Source organism: Winogradskyella tangerina, from assembly GCF_003260205.1.
GTDB lineage: Bacteria > Bacteroidota > Bacteroidia > Flavobacteriales > Flavobacteriaceae > Winogradskyella > Winogradskyella tangerina.
Genome location: NZ_QERF01000005.1, coordinates 153,005 through 169,438, shown reverse-complemented (window position 1 = coordinate 169,438; position 16,434 = coordinate 153,005). Strand labels below are relative to the sequence as shown.

The following is a 16,434-nucleotide window of genomic DNA, read 5'->3' as shown; positions in this document are numbered from 1 at the left end:
ATGTTAAAATTTGTAAAAAATCATATGGATAGTATCTCGGGTATAGAAATCTACCCGATCATATCCTTGTTAATATTCTTTATCTTTTTTGTAGCCTTGTTTTATTGGGTTATTACAGCTAAAAAAGAATACATCACCTCAGTTAGTAATTTACCGTTAGACCAAAATAATAATACAAGATCATGAGACATTTAATTCCATCATATATAAGAGTCCCAGTCGTATTTCTAACTATTGTTGGACTCGTAGAGTACTTCATTGATTCTGGCGATCAGCCAGCATTTATGGAACAGCCAATTATAATGCTCTTTTTGTTATTAGTATTATTGATTCTTTTAGCTATTGAAGGTATCGTAGGTTCAATGGATAACATTCTTTATCAGAGTTTAGATGAAGAAGCCAAGGCACGCTATGATGCACGAAAAGCAGCACCTTCCAAGCTTGTACTTTGGATCAAAAAGACCTATATGAAACTTCTGGGCTCAAGACCAATGGAAGAAGAAGGTGAAATTATTCTAGATCATAATTATGACGGCATTAAAGAGCTAGATAATAGCCTACCACCATGGTGGTTATATGGCTTTTATGCTACCATAATCTTTGGCGTTGTATACATGGCTCGCTATCATGTTTTTAATGCAGACGACCAATTTGTTGAGTATGAAATTGAAATCGCAGAAGCGGAACGTGCTATTGAAGAATACAGAAGAAACGCCAAAAATTTAGTTGATGTTAATACAGTTGAAGTCTTAACAGAAGCATCAGATCTTAATGCTGGTAAAGCCATATTTGAAGCAAAATGTGTGGTGTGTCATAGACCAGATGGAGGTGGTAATATTGGTCCGAATCTCACCGATGAATACTGGATATTGGGCGGAGGCATCAAGAATGTATTCCGAACAATTTCTGAAGGTGGTAGAGATGGTAAAGGTATGGTGTCTTGGAAAAAAGAAGGGCTTACACCTCTAGAAATGGCTCAGGTGGCTAGTTATGTATTAGAATTTCAAGGTACAACGCCTGGCCCGAAAGCTAAAAAAGCTGAAGGTGATCTTTGGGTTGATGAATCTGCAGGAGAAACAGATGGTGAATCATCAGAAGAAGAATCAGAAGCAGTTGAGCCTGTTGAAGAAGAGGTAATACTTGAAGGTGAGACCGTTGCAGATATAAACAATTAATTTAAGAAATAGGAACGTCCCAAAACGTGAGGTATGGAAACGCCAGCAAACGAAGTATTTAGAGATTCTATTGGCACTATCAATGAAGAGGGCAAACGTAACTGGATATTTCCAAAAAAGCCTTCTGGCTGGTATTACGATAAGCGAAAACTAGTTAGCTATTTTTTATTAGCCTTTCTATTTGCAGCGCCCTTCGTGAGAATCAATGGCAACCAATTTTTAATGTTCAATGTCCTTGAGCGACGATTTAATATTTTTGGTTTCCCGTTCTGGCCGCAAGACTTTCATCTCTTTGTAATTTCTATGATCATCGGTGTGGTGTTCATCACATTATTCACCGTTGGATTTGGTCGTATTTTCTGTGGTTGGATCTGTCCACAGACCATTTTTATGGAAATGGTCTTCAGACGCATAGAATATTGGATCGATGGCGATCGTAATAAACAAATGCGTTTAGATCGCCAGAAATGGAATGCTGAAAAGATCAGAAAACGTTTGCTGAAGTGGTTCATATTTTTAGTGGTTTCATTCTTAATTGCAAATGTATTTCTGGCATATTTAATTGGCGGAGATAAATTACTTAACTACATAAAAGAAGGGCCTTCATCTCACTTAGGAACATTAATTCCGTTACTGATATTTACTGCTGTCTTTTATTTTGTTTTCGCATGGTTTAGAGAGCAAGTCTGCATTATCGCATGCCCATACGGTCGTTTGCAGGGTGTACTTTTAGATAATAAATCGATCGTGGTGGCCTATGATCACAAACGTGGTGAAGGACCAAATGGTCGTAAGAAATTCAGAAAGAATGAAGACAGAGCAGCCTTAGGACATGGTGACTGTATCGATTGCTTTCAGTGTGTGCATGTTTGTCCGACAGGAATTGACATCAGAAATGGTACACAATTAGAATGTGTGAATTGTACTGCTTGTATTGATGAATGTGATACCATAATGGAAAAGATCAACCTTCCGAAAGGGCTTATTCGTTATGCAAGTGAAGAAAATATTGAAAACAAAGCACCTTTTAAACTTACAGCACGCATGAAAGGCTATATAGCCGTACTTGTAATTCTGATCGGTGTCTTGGCAGGCATGCTAACCCTTCGAAATGACGTGGAAGCTCGAATTCTTCGTTTACCGGGCCAATCTTATGTTCAAAAGGATAATAACATTATCAGTAATGTTTACACTTATAAGTTGGTCAATAAAACTTCTAATGATATTGAAAATGTAAGTTTCAGAATTAGAGGTGTTGAAGGAGATATTAATATGGTTTCAGCATCAGAACAAATGATAATTAAAGCACAAGAGTTTGCTGAAGGTACATTATTTATTGAGTTAAAGAAAAGAGATATTTCCGGCGGGAAAATTAAACTGAGAATTGACATCTACAGTAATGATAAATTCATTGAAAGTACTACTGTAGGCTTCTTAGGGCCGCGAAATTATAATTAGAAAAAAAGTAATAATGACATTCTGAAATGTTTTCAGAATAAAATATCAAGGGTATGAGAATTAACTGGGGAACAGCAATTGTAATTGCATTTATAGGATTTATAGGATTTATCATGTATTTCGTGGTAAATATGGCAGCAAATGATAAGTATGACCACGATTTGGTTGTTGAAGATTATTACCAACAAGAATTAAAATTTCAAACGGATATTGATAAAGAAGAAAAATCAAAATCCCTTAAGACTAATATTACCTGGAAAAAAACAGAGGGCGGACTATTAATTACCTTCCCTGAAGATTTAGATATAAAAGCCATTAATGGTTCAGTGTTCCTTTACAGACCATCTAATAAACATCTAGATTTTGAAACTCCTATTTCATTATCTAACCACAATTTGCTCATACCTGACAAACGTTTACTAGATGGTCGCTGGAACATTAGAATAGACTGGACCTACAATAATAACACTTACTTATTCAAAGAGGCTATAAATTATTAATATGCTTTATTCGGCGTTCATATTGGGTTTATTAGGAAGTTTACACTGCGTTGGCATGTGTGGACCTATAGCCTTTATGCTCCCCGTAGACCGATCTAATTCGTTTAAAAAAGTAAGTCAGATCGGTATTTATCACTTCGGAAGATTGTTGGCCTATAGTCTTATAGGTCTCGTTTTTGGTTTATTAGGAAAGAGCCTTTATCTCTTTGGTGTGCAGCAGCAATTATCTATCGCAATTGGTGTATTAATGATTGTAGTTGTATTAATTCCATATAAAACCTTCTCTAAATACAATCTTTCTAAACCTTTGAATCGACTCATTTCGAAAGTAAAAACCAAGCTCGGTCAAGCGCTCAAGAAAAAATCTGCTGACACCTATCTAACCATTGGATTTCTTAATGGCTTTTTGCCTTGTGGATTAGTATATATGGCCGTTTTTGGTGCCGTAGCCACAGGTAGCTTATTAGAAGGCAGTTATTATATGACTTTATTCGGTATTGGTACAATACCTTTAATGACCTCAGCGATATATTTGGGTAAATTTCTGAATCAGACGATAAAGCAACGAATTCAGAATGCCATTCCTGTATTTGTAGTCATCATCGGTGCTCTATTCATTTTAAGAGGTCTAGGACTTGGAATACCATACATCTCTCCTGCTCCTATCGTTGAGATGGCTTCTAGCACAATTGATTGCCATTAAAAATTTAATTTTTTCTAGCTTATTGTTTGTTAATATCACTTAACACTGAAGCCTTTGTACTTGAGTGAATATTTATAGGAATTAAACGCAAATTATCTGAAACAAAAAACGCCAGAGAAATACATCTCTGGCGCTTAAACTTGATATTAAATAACACTAACTAATAAACATCAAGAACTATATTTTAAAGGTCATCACAGGTAATGTTGAATGATTAGCAATATCTTCTGAAATACTTCCTTCAAAGAAATGTGCAAGGCCTTTTCTTCCGTGTGTTGCCACAGCAATTAGATCTGCGCCAATGGTGTTGGCAAAATTCAAAATACCTTTTTCAATAGAATAGTCTGAAACAATATGAACATTGTCGAGATTATTGAGATCACCATCGGCCTTTTTCAAGAATAATGACACTTTCTTATTTATTTCAGTTGAACTTTTAAAATTGCCATCGGGTGCATTAACATACACTAAGTGCATTCGAGCTCCCAGTTTTTTGAAGGTGATTCTAGCATTCAGATATGGTGCAATAGCCTCTTCTGAAAAATCACTCGCAAACACACCGTTTTCAAAATCTAATAAAATAGGATTGTGCTTTATCACCAATACAGGAACATCTGCATGACGTACCACCTTTTCAGTGTTTGAGCCTACCAATACTTCCTTAACACCACTAGCACCATGAGAACCCATTACAATAAGATTTGCATCGTGTTTATTGGCAACATCATTCACTTCACTCCAAACTTTAAAGTGCTTCACAATCGGTGTGATCTTAATACCATCTAAATAAGGCTTGTCTAAAAATGCTTCAAACTTCTGCTCCGCAAGTTTAAGATAAAACACAGCTTCCTCATTAATTGAGTTTTCATCTGCAATAAGAATGGCATTAGACAATTCTAACATATGCAGCACAATGAGCTCAGAATCATATTTATGAGCTAGATTAGCTGCAGCTTCAAGAGCAAATTCAGAATGCTCTGAAAAATCTATGGGTACTATTATTTTTTTCATGGTGTTCGTATTATATGGTCATTGAAAATAATTGGGTATCTGGCTTTTTACGCTGTAATAGCAAATCAAAGGCCATACAAATATTTCTAATAAAAGGTCTTCCTTTTTCAGTTACGGTCAATTGCTTTCTTTCAAAAGTGATTAAACCATCTTGTTCTAATTCTTTAAGTTTTATAAGGACTTCCGGCAGTTCATCAAAAGTCATTTCTGGTCTTATCCAAGAGGTTTTAAAATGACACATAAGATTGAGAATATGTCGTCTTATTTTAAGGTCCTCTTCGCTAAGAATATGACCGCGATAAACCGGAATAATATTTTGATTCACTAAGTCATAATAGTCTTCAATGGACTTTACATTTTGTGCAAAACCATACCAACTATCGCTAATGGAAGACACACCTAGGCCAATCATCGCCTGTGTTTTTGAGGCCGTATACCCCATAAAATTTCGGTGCATGCTTTCATTTCGCATAGCTTGATATAAATTATCATTCTTAAGCGCGAAATGATCCATACCAATTTCGGCATAACCAACTTTCTCTAATAAATACTTGCCAGTTTCGTATTGCTGACGCTTAGATTCTGCACTAGGCAGATCATCATCTTTAAAACCACGCTGACCATTTCCTTTGATCCATGGCACATGGGCATAGCTATAAAATGCAATTCGGTCTGGCATTAACGCTTCGGTCTTTCTGATCGTCTCAATAACATCTGCTTCCGTTTGAAAAGGCAATCCGAAGATGATATCATGTCCAACTGAAGTATAACCAATCTGTCTTGCCAAGTCAGTTGCACTCTTCACATTCTCGAAGGGTTGTACGCGATTTATTGCTTTTTGAATTCTCAAATTATAATCCTGAACCCCAAAACTTACACGTCTAAATCCGAGATCGTATAAGACCTGTAGATGTTCTACAGTTGTATTATTTGGATGGCCTTCAAAACTAAATTCATAATCTTTGGCCAATTCCGAGACTTTCAATAATTCTGAAATTAAATACTTCAGATTTTCAGGCGAAAAAAATGTCGGTGTACCACCACCAAGATGTAATTCTTTAATTTTTGGTTTTTCACCTAGCAACTTTAGATAAAGACTCCACTCCTTCAGAACTGCATTAATGTATGGTAGCTCAACTTCGTGGCGCTTGGTTATGCGTTTATGACAACCGCAAAATGTGCAAAGGCTTTCACAAAATGGCAGGTGCACGTACAGGCTAATACCCTCATTTTTGTTAGATTCATCAAAGGATTGTTTTAGTACGTTTTCCCATCCAATTAAGGAAAATGAATCCGCATTCCAATACGGAACCGTTGGGTAGCTGGTATAGCGTGGACCTGCCACATTATATTTATTTACTAACTTTTGGCACATTTTTATGTTTGTCTTACATCAAAATTACTGGTAAGGCACTGTAAAAAATATGATTTTTGTCATGTATAGATTTAATAAACAGTTAAATGCTAAAAAGTTCCCCATTTGAAGTCACTCTGGCCGATAAGCAGAGTATAATTCTACCTGAAGCACCTATCGCTGAATTCGTTGAAAGCAACCACAAACGAATAAAGGTGGTTGCATCATTTGAGGAGAAAAGCATTGAATTTTATGCTGCCTTGAAAAAAACAAAAGGTGTCCATCTTATCTATTTTAGTAAGGGGAAACAAAAGGAATTAGGAGTTTTTATGAACGATTATTTTGAGCTTCAGATTTTTGAAGACACCTCTAAATATGGTGTTGAGATGTCCGAAGAATTAGAGGCCGTTCTTCTCAGTGATTATGAAGCTTTCAGCATTTTTGAAAATCTTACACCTGGAAAACAACGCAGTATTATCTATGCGATCTCACGTTATAAGTCATCGCAGTTGCGCGTAGACAAAGCACTTATTCTTACCGAAAACCTCAAACGTGGAGTGACAGACCAAAAACTATGGTTTAAGAAGAATTGATTTCTTTTTGCAGTTGCGCAATTATCTGCTTAACTTTAACTTCAACAAAAAAACAAATCATGAAACATTTTAGAATAACCTTACTTGTCTTCAGTATTATTTTTATGACGGCTTGTAAAAATGACAATAAAGACTCTAAAGTCGAAGAAACGGAAGATGTAGAAATAAAAAAGACCGTTGAAGAAAACGTAGAGATCAAAAAAATCACGATGTCATTAGATCCAAAAAGCGACTCTGAAGTTAGTGGATCGGTTACATTTACTGAAGAAAATGGAGAAGTAAAAATGGTTGCTGAAATGACCGGATTATCTGAAGGAGAACATGCAATTCATATTCATCAAAAGGCTGATTGTTCTTCACCAGATGGTAAGTCAACAGGCGGTCATTGGAACCCAACTGCTCAACCACACGGAAAATGGGGAGATGCTACAGGTTACCATAAAGGAGACATTGGTAATTTTATGGTTGGTGCCGATGGTATAGGTAATGTAGAATTTGCCACTTCTGAATGGTGCATTGGATGCGGTGACGATACCAAAGATATTTTGGGAAAAGCTATAATTGTTCATCAAGGTGTTGATGATTTTACATCACAGCCTTCTGGTGCTGCTGGCAGCCGCATAAGCTGCGGTGGTATTATTGAATGATAAATACTAAATAAATAGATAAAGAATGGTATAGTTGAGCTATACCATTTTTGTTTTGTAGTAATACTCTAATTATTGCTTTCAGAATTTTTAGGCCTGTATGCCGTTACAAAGTCCCTAGCACGCGGATTTACTGGATTCATACCTAAAGCAATTTTATAATTGTTATACGCCTGAAGACTATCACCACTTCTTAAGTAGGCCTCAGCCAAACTATCGTAGGTATTGCTACTCTCAGGATGCAATTTGGTGTTCAAGGTTAGTACGCCAATGGCTTTATCGTATTCTTTTCTTCGAATATGACCATATCCCTTGCTATTAAAATCCCATTCTCTAATGTAAGAACTGGTAGAATCTTGCTTTTTTATCTCTAAATACCCAGCCAATGCCGCTTCATAGTTTCCATCTTTTAAATGTTGACTTGGTGTTTTATAATCGTCTGGCACCTTTAAATAATCGTAGGTAATTTTCTCCTGATCGTCTTCATCTACAATCGATAAATAACGTTCTTGGGTTTTTGAATCTTTAACAAAACGAAACTTCTTATACATATCTGGAACAAAAAACTCATTCTCATCTAAGGTCACAGGCTGTATTTCGCCGCCCTTCCAATTTAGGCGTAGTTTGTCATTTTCGTAATACACTAAGATAAGTTCATCTGGATTGTATAAATATTTTCCGGCTGTATCTTTTTTGAAGGATTCTGAATACTCTACAGAATTACCACAGCTCAGAAAAATCGTTAGGATGAAAAGGATGATGATTGGTTGTTTAGATCTCATTTTTTGATTGGTTTTTAATTCCTGCGTAATGCGCTTCGAAACATTGGTTAGTAAACATAAAAAAGTCTCACTAAAAGTGAGACGATTTTAAATTAAAAATGTTACCGATTACTATATTTACTTAGTTGACGCCCATTAATTCAACATCAAAAACTAAGGTCGCATTTGGTGGAATAACACCACCTGCTCCAGCAGAACCATACGCCAAATCACTAGGAATAACCAAACGAGCCTTGTCTCCAACATTAAGTAAACAGATACCTTCATCCCATCCAGGAATTACTTGTCCGACACCAACTTGAAAATCTAATGGCGAATTACGTTTGTACGATGAATCGAATACTGTACCATCAGCCAACTGACCTTTGTAATGTACAGAAACCATATTTCCTTTTTCAGCTTTTTTACCATCTCCTTTTTGAATAACCTTATAGCGCAGGCCAGAAGCAGTTTCCTCAAAACCGGCAGCTAACTTGTCGAGCTCTGCTCGTGCAGCTTCACGTTCAGCAGCTATGCGCTTCTCACGGGCACCTTCAAAGGTTCTGAAAGCTTCAATAGCGTTAAATTGTTCTGCAGACTCACCTACTCTAATGATCTCTAAACTCTCAATTTTATCACCTTGCGCAACAGCATCAACAATATCTTGCCCTTCAACCACACTACCGAATACGGTATGCTTTCCGTCTAACCAAGGTGTTGCAACATGTGTTATAAAAAATTGACTCCCATTTGTTCCTGGTCCTGCGTTAGCCATTGATAGTTTCCCCGGAGCATCGTGCTTAAGGTCTGGATGAATTTCATCATCAAATTTATATCCAGGATTCCCAGTTCCAGTTCCTAGTGGACAACCGCCTTGAATCATAAAATCTGGTATAACTCTATGGAAGTTTAAACCATCATAATATGGTGTTCCTTGTGGCTTTGCAGAGTTTTCCATATTACCTTCTGCCAATGCCACAAAATTCCCTACTGTACCTGGAGTTTTTTCAAACTCTAAATTCACTGTTATTTCACCTTTTGAAGTGTTGAATTTTGCGTATAAACCGTCTTGCATTGTGTTTTCTTTTGTTTAAGGCTGCAAAGATACGAAGTTAAGTTATAAGTTATAAGTTATAAGTTATAAGTTATAAGTTGTGAGTTGTGAGTTGTGAGTTGTGAGTTGGAAGTTGGAAGTTGGAAGTTGGAAGTTGGAAGTTATGAGTTTGAAGTTTCGTGAATAGCGAATTTCAACTTCTTACTATATACTTTACACTTTAGACTTTACACTAGGTTCTACATACAACCTCGCTCCTACTTCATATAATTAATTCGGAAAAAGCATTTAATATGTTTAGTTTTGCCAAAAACAATGATATGGGTTTTTCATTTTCGAAATTATTTAATAAATCAGAGTCCGACAACACATCAAACGATAGTATTGATTCTATAATGGAAGCTGTTGAACAAGCGCCATTTGCTATTTCAGACCATAACGTTCTCTATGCTGGATTCAATGAATTAGGTGGATATTTCTTTCTTCAGACTGTAATCATTGGAGCTTTTAAAGTGAAAAGTAAAAACGGTGGAAAGTTGTCTTTAGTTGGAAATGACTTTGAAATGCATGTGGATTCAGACGCGCTCGAATTTCAGTCTAACCCGTCAGATGTCAAAGGGCGATTTGTTACAAATATCGATTTTCAAATTGAAGAATCAGATATCGAAAAGGTTCGAAAAGCTAAGCTGACCGAAATAATTTTGAAAGTTAAAAATCAGGAGGTTTTATTTAAGAAATATAACCAATAACCAACTTAATTAGCCACTTCACTCATAAATTTGATTCGGTATAGGCGTAGTTCTTCATCCTCGTAATCACCATCAAATTCTTCTATTGCATCTGAAATTTTATCACTTTCAGACTCCATAAAATATTCGTGAATCTCTTCCTGTTGGTCTTCATCTAAGATCTCATCGATCCAATAATTGATATTCAGTTTTGTTCCTGAATAAACAATAGATTCCATTTCCTTTATAAAATCTGGCATTTCCATGCCTTTGGCGGAAGCAATATCATCTAATGGTAATTTTCGATCAACATTCTGAATGATATAAAGTTTTAATCCAGAGTTAGAACCTGTTGACTTCACCACCAAATCGTCTGGTCGTGTTATATCGTGTTCCTCAACATAATCTGCAATTAAGGCCACAAAGTCTTTTCCATATTTCTTGGCCTTTCCGTCACCAACACCATGAACGTTTGATAACTCCTCGAGTGTGGTTGGGTATTTCAATGCCATATCCTCTAAAGATGGATCCTGAAAAATAACAAATGGAGGTACACCCAGACTTTTAGCATTACGCTTACGTAAATCCTTGAGCATAGCCATTAACTTTTCATCGGCTGCGCCACCACCACCTTTTGCATTTGTAATAATACCGTCATTAGATTCTTCATCATAAACATGATCCTCAGCCATCATAAAGGACACCGGTTCTTGAATATATGCCTTACCAGAGTCACTTAAACGCAACACGCCATAGGTTTCAATATCCTTCTTTAAATAACCTGCCACAATAACCTGACGAATTAAAGCCATCCAGTGTCTGGCTTCCTTATGCTTTCCTACACCAAAAAACGGTTGTGTATCAGTTTTATGTGAAGAAATCAGCGCATTAGATTTACCAATAATAACTTGAACCAAATCCTTGGATTTGTATTTTTCATTAGTGTTTTTAATGGTTTCTAATAAGATCTTTACATCATCCTTAGCTTCGACCTGCTTTTTAGGATTGCGAACATTATCATCCATATCACCACCTTCTCCAGTCTCATTATCGAATTCTTCACCGAAATAATGAAGTATGAACTTACGTCTCGAAATAGAAGTTTCTGCAAAAGCGACAACTTCTTGGAGTAAAGCATGACCAATTTCCTGCTCGGCCACTGGTTTACCCGACATGAATTTTTCTAATTTCTCAATGTCTTTATAAGCATAAAAAGCCAAACAATGTCCTTCACCACCATCACGCCCTGCTCTACCTGTTTCCTGGTAATAACTTTCAATGCTTTTAGGAATATCGTGATGAATTACAAAACGGACATCTGGTTTATCAATTCCCATTCCGAAGGCAATGGTTGCCACAACAACATCAGTATCTTCCATTAAGAACATATCCTGATGCTTCACACGTGTTTTTGCATCTAATCCCGCATGATATGGCACAGCTTTTATACCATTAACCTGAAGCACCTGCGCCAATTCTTCTACACGCTTTCTGCTTAAACAGTAAACGATACCAGATTTACCTTCGTTTTGTTTGATGAAACGAATAATATCTGCATCAACGTTTTTGGTTTTTGGTCTTACCTCGTAGTATAAGTTTGGTCTGTTAAAAGATGCCTTGAACGTAACCGCATCAGTCATCCCCAAACTTTTCAGAATATCCTCCTGTACTTTTGGTGTGGCTGTTGCCGTGAGGCCAACAATAGGAATATTATCTCCTATTCGTTTAATGATATGTCTTAGATTTCTGTATTCTGGCCTAAAATCGTGTCCCCATTCACTTATACAGTGTGCCTCATCAACGGCCATAAAGGAGATTTTAACTGATCTAAGAAAATCTACATATTCTTCTTTTGTAAGTGATTCTGGTGCTACATAAAGTAACTTGGTGATGCCATTGGTGATATCATCTTTAACGCGCTTTACCTCTGTTTTATTCAGAGACGAATTTAAAACATGGGCAATACCGTCATGCTCGGAGACTGCTCTAATAGCATCTACCTGATTTTTCATTAAAGCGATAAGTGGAGAAACCACGATGGCGGTGCCTTCTTTTATTAAAGCTGGTAATTGGTAACACAAAGATTTACCGCCGCCCGTAGGCATTATGACAAAGGTATTATTACCCTCAACAACATTTTTTATCACCTCCTCTTGTAGTCCTTTGAATCCAGAAAAACCAAAGTATTTTTTAAGAGAGGAGTGTAAGTCAATTTCAGCAATACTCATTAATCCCTATAGTATTTTATCTACATTTCATAAGTACTATTGTGGTAAGAACCAATATTTCTTCAAACGTCATTTAGGAATCTTCGAATGAAAAAATTCATGTACTTTTGCATAACCTTAAAGATAACAATTTCTTTAAATAAAAAAACACTCAAAAAAATTAGTTTTGAACACAGTGTCTTCAATCTTAAGCATGGCCAAAAGTACTATTGAATTAGAAAGTAAGGCCATTGCTAACTTGTCGGAATTACTTACAGACGACTTCGCAAATGCGGTAGAATTGATCTACAATTCGAAGGGTCGCGTTATTATAACTGGTATTGGTAAAAGTGCCATTATCGCTAATAAAATTGTTGCTACATTAAATTCAACTGGAACTCCTGCTGTTTTTATGCATGCTGCTGATGCCATCCATGGTGACCTGGGGCTTATTCTAAAAGATGATGTAGTTATTTGCATTTCGAAAAGTGGAAATACTCCAGAAATCAAAGTTTTAGTACCACTTATTAAGAATGCCAAAAATAAAATGATAGCCATAACGGGCAATATCGATTCTTATTTAGGTCAGCAAGCCGATTTTGTTCTTAATGCATTTGTGGCACAAGAAGCGTGTCCGAATAATCTAGCGCCAACTACGAGTACAACAGCACAGTTAGTCATTGGAGATGCCTTGGCGGTTTGTCTGTTAGAATTACGAGGATTTTCGAGTAAAGATTTCGCTAAGTATCATCCGGGAGGTTCGTTAGGAAAACGATTATATCTAAGAGTGAATGATCTATCCTCACAAAACATGAAACCACAGGTTGGATTGGAAGCTAGTCTTAAGGAGGTCATAGTCGAAATTACTGAGAAAATGCTTGGTGTAACTGCTGTAATGGATAATGATAAAATCGTTGGTATTATTACAGATGGTGATCTACGACGAATGCTAACTAAAAGTAATGATATCACCAATCTTAAGGCAAAGGATATAATGAGTACCAATCCAAGACGAATTGCAGAAGACGCAATGGCGGTAGATGCTATGGAGCTTATGGAAGAATTTGGGATATCTCAATTACTTGTTGAAAAAAACGGAACTTACGCAGGTGTTGTTCACCTTCACGATCTCATAAAAGAAGGTATTATCTGATGGCGAAAAAGAATATTGACGAGATGTCGTTTTTAGACCATCTTGAAGATCTGAGATGGCATTTAATAAGAGCAACCAGCGGTGTACTCATTGCCGCAACCTTGGCTTTCATTTTTAAAGACTTTGTTGTTGGTATTATTATGGCACCTAAGGAAATGAATTTTCCGACTTATGCTTATTTGTGTAAAGCAGCTCAGTTCTTGGAAGTGAACACTTCTTTTTGTGCTGCAGAATTGCCCTTCGAAATTGAAGTAAGAAAAACGGCAGGTCAATTTTCGGCACATATATGGACATCGATTTACGCAGGTTTAGTTTTTGCTTTTCCATATGTATTATATCAATTATGGAGTTTTATTAGTCCTGGACTGCATGAAAAAGAACGCCGAAGTTCAAGAGGTTTTATAATCATATCTTCACTTTTGTTTTTCCTAGGTGTGGCGTTTGGTTATTTTGTTATTGCACCTTTATCCTTAAACTTCCTGGCCAACTATGAGTTCACAGATGAAATTTCTAACGCATGGGATTTACAGTCTTACATTGCCCTCGTAAGATCCTCTGCACTTGCCTCTGGATTTGTATTTGAATTACCAATAATTATTTACTTTTTAACTAAAGTTGGTTTAGTAACGCCTCAATTCTTGAGAAAATACCGTAAGTACGCCTTGGTATTGGTACTAATATTATCAGCGATCATAACGCCACCAGATATTGCTAGTCAGGTTATTGTTGCAATTCCGATTTTGGTGTTATATCAAGTAAGTATTTACATTTCGGCTATTGTTGTTCGAAATCAAAAGAGAAAGAAAAAAAGAAAACATGTCTGATATTGTAAAAGAATTTAATGAGTATCGTTCACGGATGAACGATAAGATCCTTGCAGATAACAATAAAATTGTGAAACGCATATTTAATCTCGATACGAATGCGTTCGCTGAAGGTGCTTTGGATAAAAAAACAAAAGAACTTTTAGGATTAGTAGCTTCTACCGTTTTACGCTGCGATGATTGTGTGAAATATCATCTTGAAGCATCTTATAATGAAGGTCTTAGTAAAGCAGAAGTTAGTGAAGCCCTTGGAATTGCAACTTTAATCGGAGGTACTATTGTTATTCCGCATTTAAGGCGTGCTCATGAGTATTGGGAAGCCTTAGAACAGCAAGGTTAAACTTTTAATAAATCTGGCTAAGCATTGAACTTATCTATATGAATTTTCTATTTTTAGCGTTTTAAGTGAGTCTATGAAGTTACGTGCCGAGAATTTAATGAAGTCCTACAGTGGACGAAAAGTAGTAAAGGACGTTTCTCTTGAAGTTAATCAAGGTGAAATTGTAGGATTGCTTGGACCCAATGGTGCTGGTAAAACAACATCGTTCTATATGATTGTTGGAATTATCAAACCTAACGGTGGAAACATCTATCTCGATAATACAAACATCACTAAATATCCTATGTATAAACGTGCTCAAAACGGAATTGGGTATTTAGCGCAAGAGGCTTCTGTATTTAGAAAACTGAGTATTGAGGATAATATTCTAAGTGTACTTCAGCTAACTAAATTGACCAAGAAGCAACAGCACGAAAAAATGGAATCGCTAATCGAAGAATTTGGTTTAGGTCATATTAGAACCAATCGAGGTGATCTTTTATCTGGTGGTGAACGCCGTCGTACGGAAATTGCACGTGCCTTAGCAACAGACCCTAATTTCATATTATTAGACGAACCATTTGCTGGTGTAGACCCAGTAGCCGTGGAAGATATTCAGCGTATTGTGGCGAAGCTGACTAAAAAAAATATTGGTATTCTTATCACAGACCACAACGTACAAGAAACTTTGGCCATCACCGATAGAACCTATTTAATGTTCGAAGGTGGTATACTTAAAGCTGGTGTACCTGAAGAACTAGCAAGTGACGAAATGGTCCGTAAGGTCTACCTTGGGCAAAACTTCGAACTTCGCAAAAAGAAACTAGAGTTTTAAGTTACTTCAACTTTTTCTTTACCCTTTTAAATACGCGCCAACCTATATAAATTACTGATGCCTGAATGAATACATTCATGATCCAGTAAAGCACCTTTATTGGCAGGCTTTCTCTTACATAAAAAGGTAAGTTTTTGTTAATAAGGCTAATTGGAAGGCTAAAAAGCTCAACAATAGAGTCGGTAATTGATACCAAACCACTACCGTTTTTTGTGAGGGTAACATCCGCAATTACCATCAAAAGCTGAACCACCAGTAAAATAGCGAAAATGGTGATGATTGATTTTAGTTTAAGCTTTCTCATTTCTTTGTAATTTCTTCTTTTAATAATTTCTTTTGATAACGACCTTGTACAATATCTACAACAACTAAGACAGCAATTACAAAATAAAATGTTGTCTTGCTCATTGGAACAATCTCATTTCCGAAGATTCTCAGATGCGCCAGATGACCACCTTCTGTGACCAACATAATTCCTACAATAAATAAAATAAACAACCCTAAAACCTCATACATTCGGTTCTTAGCCAAAAAGGCTGAAATTCGGTCTGCCAACAATAACATTAATAACCCACTGGCAACAATAGCTATTGCCATAACAATAAATGCTGTGGTTGAATTATCAATATCGCTGGTTAGACCAATTGCGGCCAAAATTGAATCGAATGAAAACACTAAATTCATTATTACAATACTGAAAATTGCAGCATTAGCCGATTTTCTTCTGTCAGAACCGCCGTCACTTTCTACATCATAATCGAGATCTTTTAAAGAAATCATATGCCATATTTCTTTAAGTGCTGTATAAATAATAAAGGCTCCACCTGCAAGCACAATGATACTATGTCCGTTAAATGCGAAGTCTAATACATCATCTATATGACCTGTTAAAAATGAAAAAGGTTCTTGAAAATAGTCTATCACAGATACCAAAACAAACAGAAGTACGATCCGCAATACTATAGCAATGAGAATCCCAATTTTCCTAACACGCTTTTGCTGATCTAAAGGTGCCTTTTTAGATTCTAATGAGATGTAAAGCAAATTATCAAATCCTAGAACTGCTTGAAGCATCACTAGCATTAAAAGGGTAAAAATTACTTCAGCCATAT

19 protein-coding genes are annotated in these 16,434 nt (G+C 36.3%); 12 read left to right on the top strand and 7 right to left on the bottom strand.

Features of this window, described 5'->3' with window-relative positions; all coding sequences use genetic code 11:
* The 5 genes from DDY94_RS16270 to DDY94_RS09585 are packed head-to-tail and all read left to right on the top strand — an operon-like array spanning position 1 to position 3,836.
* On the top strand, positions 1-186 hold the full coding sequence (locus DDY94_RS16270) for a CcoQ/FixQ family Cbb3-type cytochrome c oxidase assembly chaperone (protein ID WP_111683890.1): 186 nt from the start codon (positions 1-3) through the stop codon (positions 184-186).
* Complete coding sequence (locus DDY94_RS09600) at positions 183-1,175, top strand: cbb3-type cytochrome c oxidase N-terminal domain-containing protein (RefSeq protein WP_111683889.1); 993 nt, start codon at positions 183-185, stop codon at positions 1,173-1,175. The genes DDY94_RS16270 and DDY94_RS09600 overlap by 4 nt, the downstream gene beginning before the upstream one ends.
* A 33-nt stretch (positions 1,176-1,208) precedes the next feature.
* Positions 1,209-2,633 carry a cytochrome c oxidase accessory protein CcoG gene (ccoG, locus tag DDY94_RS09595; protein ID WP_111683888.1) on the top strand — a complete coding sequence of 475 codons (1,425 nt, stop codon included), beginning with the start codon at positions 1,209-1,211 and terminating at the stop codon, positions 2,631-2,633.
* 53 nt (positions 2,634-2,686) lie between these two features.
* Complete coding sequence (locus tag DDY94_RS09590) at positions 2,687-3,133, top strand: FixH family protein (protein ID WP_111683887.1); 447 nt, start codon at positions 2,687-2,689, stop codon at positions 3,131-3,133.
* A gap of 1 nt (position 3,134) precedes the next feature.
* Positions 3,135-3,836, top strand: coding sequence for a sulfite exporter TauE/SafE family protein (locus DDY94_RS09585; protein ID WP_111683886.1), 702 nt, complete (start codon positions 3,135-3,137; stop codon positions 3,834-3,836).
* A 177-nt stretch (positions 3,837-4,013) separates the two neighbouring features.
* Here the strand turns inward: DDY94_RS09585 and DDY94_RS09580 are convergent, their stop codons facing one another.
* Both DDY94_RS09580 and hemN read right to left on the bottom strand, forming a co-directional pair.
* Entirely contained in the window at positions 4,014-4,847 is an 834-nt protein-coding gene (locus tag DDY94_RS09580; protein ID WP_111683885.1) for a universal stress protein, read from the bottom strand.
* A gap of 10 nt (positions 4,848-4,857) precedes the next feature.
* Positions 4,858-6,222, bottom strand: coding sequence for an oxygen-independent coproporphyrinogen III oxidase (gene hemN, locus DDY94_RS09575; protein WP_111683884.1), 1,365 nt, complete (start codon positions 6,220-6,222; stop codon positions 4,858-4,860).
* Positions 6,223-6,308: 86 nt separating this feature from the next.
* On the opposite strand from hemN, the gene DDY94_RS09570 reads away from it, so the two are divergent.
* Together DDY94_RS09570 and DDY94_RS09565 are read left to right on the top strand one after the other, a co-directional pair.
* Positions 6,309-6,794 (top strand): YdeI/OmpD-associated family protein, encoded by a 486-nt coding sequence (locus tag DDY94_RS09570; protein ID WP_111683883.1) that lies wholly within the window; start codon positions 6,309-6,311, stop codon positions 6,792-6,794.
* 59 nt (positions 6,795-6,853) lie between these two features.
* Complete coding sequence (locus tag DDY94_RS09565; RefSeq protein ID WP_111683882.1) at positions 6,854-7,441, top strand: superoxide dismutase family protein; 588 nt, start codon at positions 6,854-6,856, stop codon at positions 7,439-7,441.
* A gap of 68 nt (positions 7,442-7,509) precedes the next feature.
* Here the strand turns inward: DDY94_RS09565 and DDY94_RS09560 are convergent, their stop codons facing one another.
* Positions 7,510-8,223: a tetratricopeptide repeat protein gene (locus DDY94_RS09560; RefSeq protein ID WP_111683881.1), complete on the bottom strand. Its 714-nt coding sequence runs from the start codon at positions 8,221-8,223 to the stop codon at positions 7,510-7,512.
* A 121-nt stretch (positions 8,224-8,344) separates the two neighbouring features.
* Positions 8,345-9,277, bottom strand: a complete 933-nt coding sequence (locus tag DDY94_RS09555) for a peptidylprolyl isomerase (protein ID WP_111683880.1) — start codon at positions 9,275-9,277, stop codon at positions 8,345-8,347.
* Between the two features lie 272 nt (positions 9,278-9,549).
* On the opposite strand from DDY94_RS09555, the gene DDY94_RS09550 reads away from it, so the two are divergent.
* A complete protein-coding gene (locus DDY94_RS09550; RefSeq protein WP_198658938.1) occupies positions 9,550-10,005 on the top strand; it encodes a hypothetical protein in 456 nt (151 codons plus the stop codon).
* A 5-nt stretch (positions 10,006-10,010) separates the two neighbouring features.
* Here the strand turns inward: DDY94_RS09550 and recQ are convergent, their stop codons facing one another.
* On the bottom strand, positions 10,011-12,212 hold the full coding sequence (gene recQ, locus DDY94_RS09545) for a DNA helicase RecQ (RefSeq protein ID WP_111683878.1): 2,202 nt from the start codon (positions 12,210-12,212) through the stop codon (positions 10,011-10,013).
* A gap of 193 nt (positions 12,213-12,405) precedes the next feature.
* Between recQ and DDY94_RS09540 the strand changes: the two genes are divergently transcribed.
* The 4 genes from DDY94_RS09540 to lptB all read left to right on the top strand — a co-directional run bounded on the left by DDY94_RS09540 (position 12,406) and on the right by lptB (position 15,322).
* Entirely contained in the window at positions 12,406-13,344 is a 939-nt protein-coding gene (locus tag DDY94_RS09540) for a KpsF/GutQ family sugar-phosphate isomerase (protein WP_394347024.1), read from the top strand.
* The gene (gene tatC, locus DDY94_RS09535) at positions 13,344-14,168 is read left to right on the top strand and encodes a twin-arginine translocase subunit TatC (protein WP_111683876.1); all 825 of its coding nucleotides are present in this window, start codon (positions 13,344-13,346) and stop codon (positions 14,166-14,168) included. Before DDY94_RS09540 ends, tatC begins: the two co-directional genes overlap by 1 nt.
* Positions 14,161-14,508 carry a carboxymuconolactone decarboxylase family protein gene (locus DDY94_RS09530; protein WP_111684020.1) on the top strand — a complete coding sequence of 116 codons (348 nt, stop codon included), beginning with the start codon at positions 14,161-14,163 and terminating at the stop codon, positions 14,506-14,508. Before tatC ends, DDY94_RS09530 begins: the two co-directional genes overlap by 8 nt.
* A gap of 73 nt (positions 14,509-14,581) precedes the next feature.
* On the top strand, positions 14,582-15,322 hold the full coding sequence (lptB, locus tag DDY94_RS09525; RefSeq protein WP_111683875.1) for an LPS export ABC transporter ATP-binding protein: 741 nt from the start codon (positions 14,582-14,584) through the stop codon (positions 15,320-15,322).
* Between the two features lies 1 nt (position 15,323).
* Here lptB and DDY94_RS09520 read toward each other — a convergent pair whose 3' ends face one another.
* Together DDY94_RS09520 and DDY94_RS09515 are read right to left on the bottom strand one after the other, a co-directional pair.
* On the bottom strand, positions 15,324-15,626 hold the full coding sequence (locus DDY94_RS09520; RefSeq protein ID WP_111683874.1) for a hypothetical protein: 303 nt from the start codon (positions 15,624-15,626) through the stop codon (positions 15,324-15,326).
* Positions 15,623-16,432 (bottom strand): TerC family protein, encoded by an 810-nt coding sequence (locus tag DDY94_RS09515; RefSeq protein WP_111683873.1) that lies wholly within the window; start codon positions 16,430-16,432, stop codon positions 15,623-15,625. The genes DDY94_RS09520 and DDY94_RS09515 overlap by 4 nt, the downstream gene beginning before the upstream one ends.
* Between the last annotated feature and the right edge of the window lie 2 nt (positions 16,433-16,434).

Bases quoted from the DNA above. Each gene is read 5' to 3' on its own strand.
- lptB (WP_111683875.1), top strand. From the start codon at position 14,582: ATGAAGTTACGTGCCGAGAATTTAATGAAGTCCTACAGTGGACGAAAA.
- ccoG (WP_111683888.1), top strand. From the start codon at position 1,209: ATGGAAACGCCAGCAAACGAAGTATTTAGAGATTCTATTGGCACTATC.
- DDY94_RS09590 (WP_111683887.1), top strand. From the start codon at position 2,687: ATGAGAATTAACTGGGGAACAGCAATTGTAATTGCATTTATAGGATTT.
- DDY94_RS09580 (WP_111683885.1), bottom strand. From the start codon at position 4,847: ATGAAAAAAATAATAGTACCCATAGATTTTTCAGAGCATTCTGAATTT.
- DDY94_RS09550 (WP_198658938.1), top strand. From the start codon at position 9,550: ATGTTTAGTTTTGCCAAAAACAATGATATGGGTTTTTCATTTTCGAAA.
- DDY94_RS09555 (WP_111683880.1), bottom strand. From the start codon at position 9,277: ATGCAAGACGGTTTATACGCAAAATTCAACACTTCAAAAGGTGAAATA.
- DDY94_RS16270 (WP_111683890.1), top strand. From the start codon at position 1: ATGTTAAAATTTGTAAAAAATCATATGGATAGTATCTCGGGTATAGAA.
- DDY94_RS09560 (WP_111683881.1), bottom strand. From the start codon at position 8,223: ATGAGATCTAAACAACCAATCATCATCCTTTTCATCCTAACGATTTTT.
- DDY94_RS09585 (WP_111683886.1), top strand. From the start codon at position 3,135: ATGCTTTATTCGGCGTTCATATTGGGTTTATTAGGAAGTTTACACTGC.
- DDY94_RS09515 (WP_111683873.1), bottom strand. From the start codon at position 16,432: ATGGCTGAAGTAATTTTTACCCTTTTAATGCTAGTGATGCTTCAAGCA.
- DDY94_RS09540 (WP_394347024.1), top strand. From the start codon at position 12,406: ATGGCCAAAAGTACTATTGAATTAGAAAGTAAGGCCATTGCTAACTTG.
- DDY94_RS09520 (WP_111683874.1), bottom strand. From the start codon at position 15,626: ATGAGAAAGCTTAAACTAAAATCAATCATCACCATTTTCGCTATTTTA.
- DDY94_RS09530 (WP_111684020.1), top strand. From the start codon at position 14,161: ATGTCTGATATTGTAAAAGAATTTAATGAGTATCGTTCACGGATGAAC.
- hemN (WP_111683884.1), bottom strand. From the start codon at position 6,222: ATGTGCCAAAAGTTAGTAAATAAATATAATGTGGCAGGTCCACGCTAT.
- recQ (WP_111683878.1), bottom strand. From the start codon at position 12,212: ATGAGTATTGCTGAAATTGACTTACACTCCTCTCTTAAAAAATACTTT.
- DDY94_RS09600 (WP_111683889.1), top strand. From the start codon at position 183: ATGAGACATTTAATTCCATCATATATAAGAGTCCCAGTCGTATTTCTA.
- DDY94_RS09565 (WP_111683882.1), top strand. From the start codon at position 6,854: ATGAAACATTTTAGAATAACCTTACTTGTCTTCAGTATTATTTTTATG.
- DDY94_RS09570 (WP_111683883.1), top strand. From the start codon at position 6,309: ATGCTAAAAAGTTCCCCATTTGAAGTCACTCTGGCCGATAAGCAGAGT.
- tatC (WP_111683876.1), top strand. From the start codon at position 13,344: ATGGCGAAAAAGAATATTGACGAGATGTCGTTTTTAGACCATCTTGAA.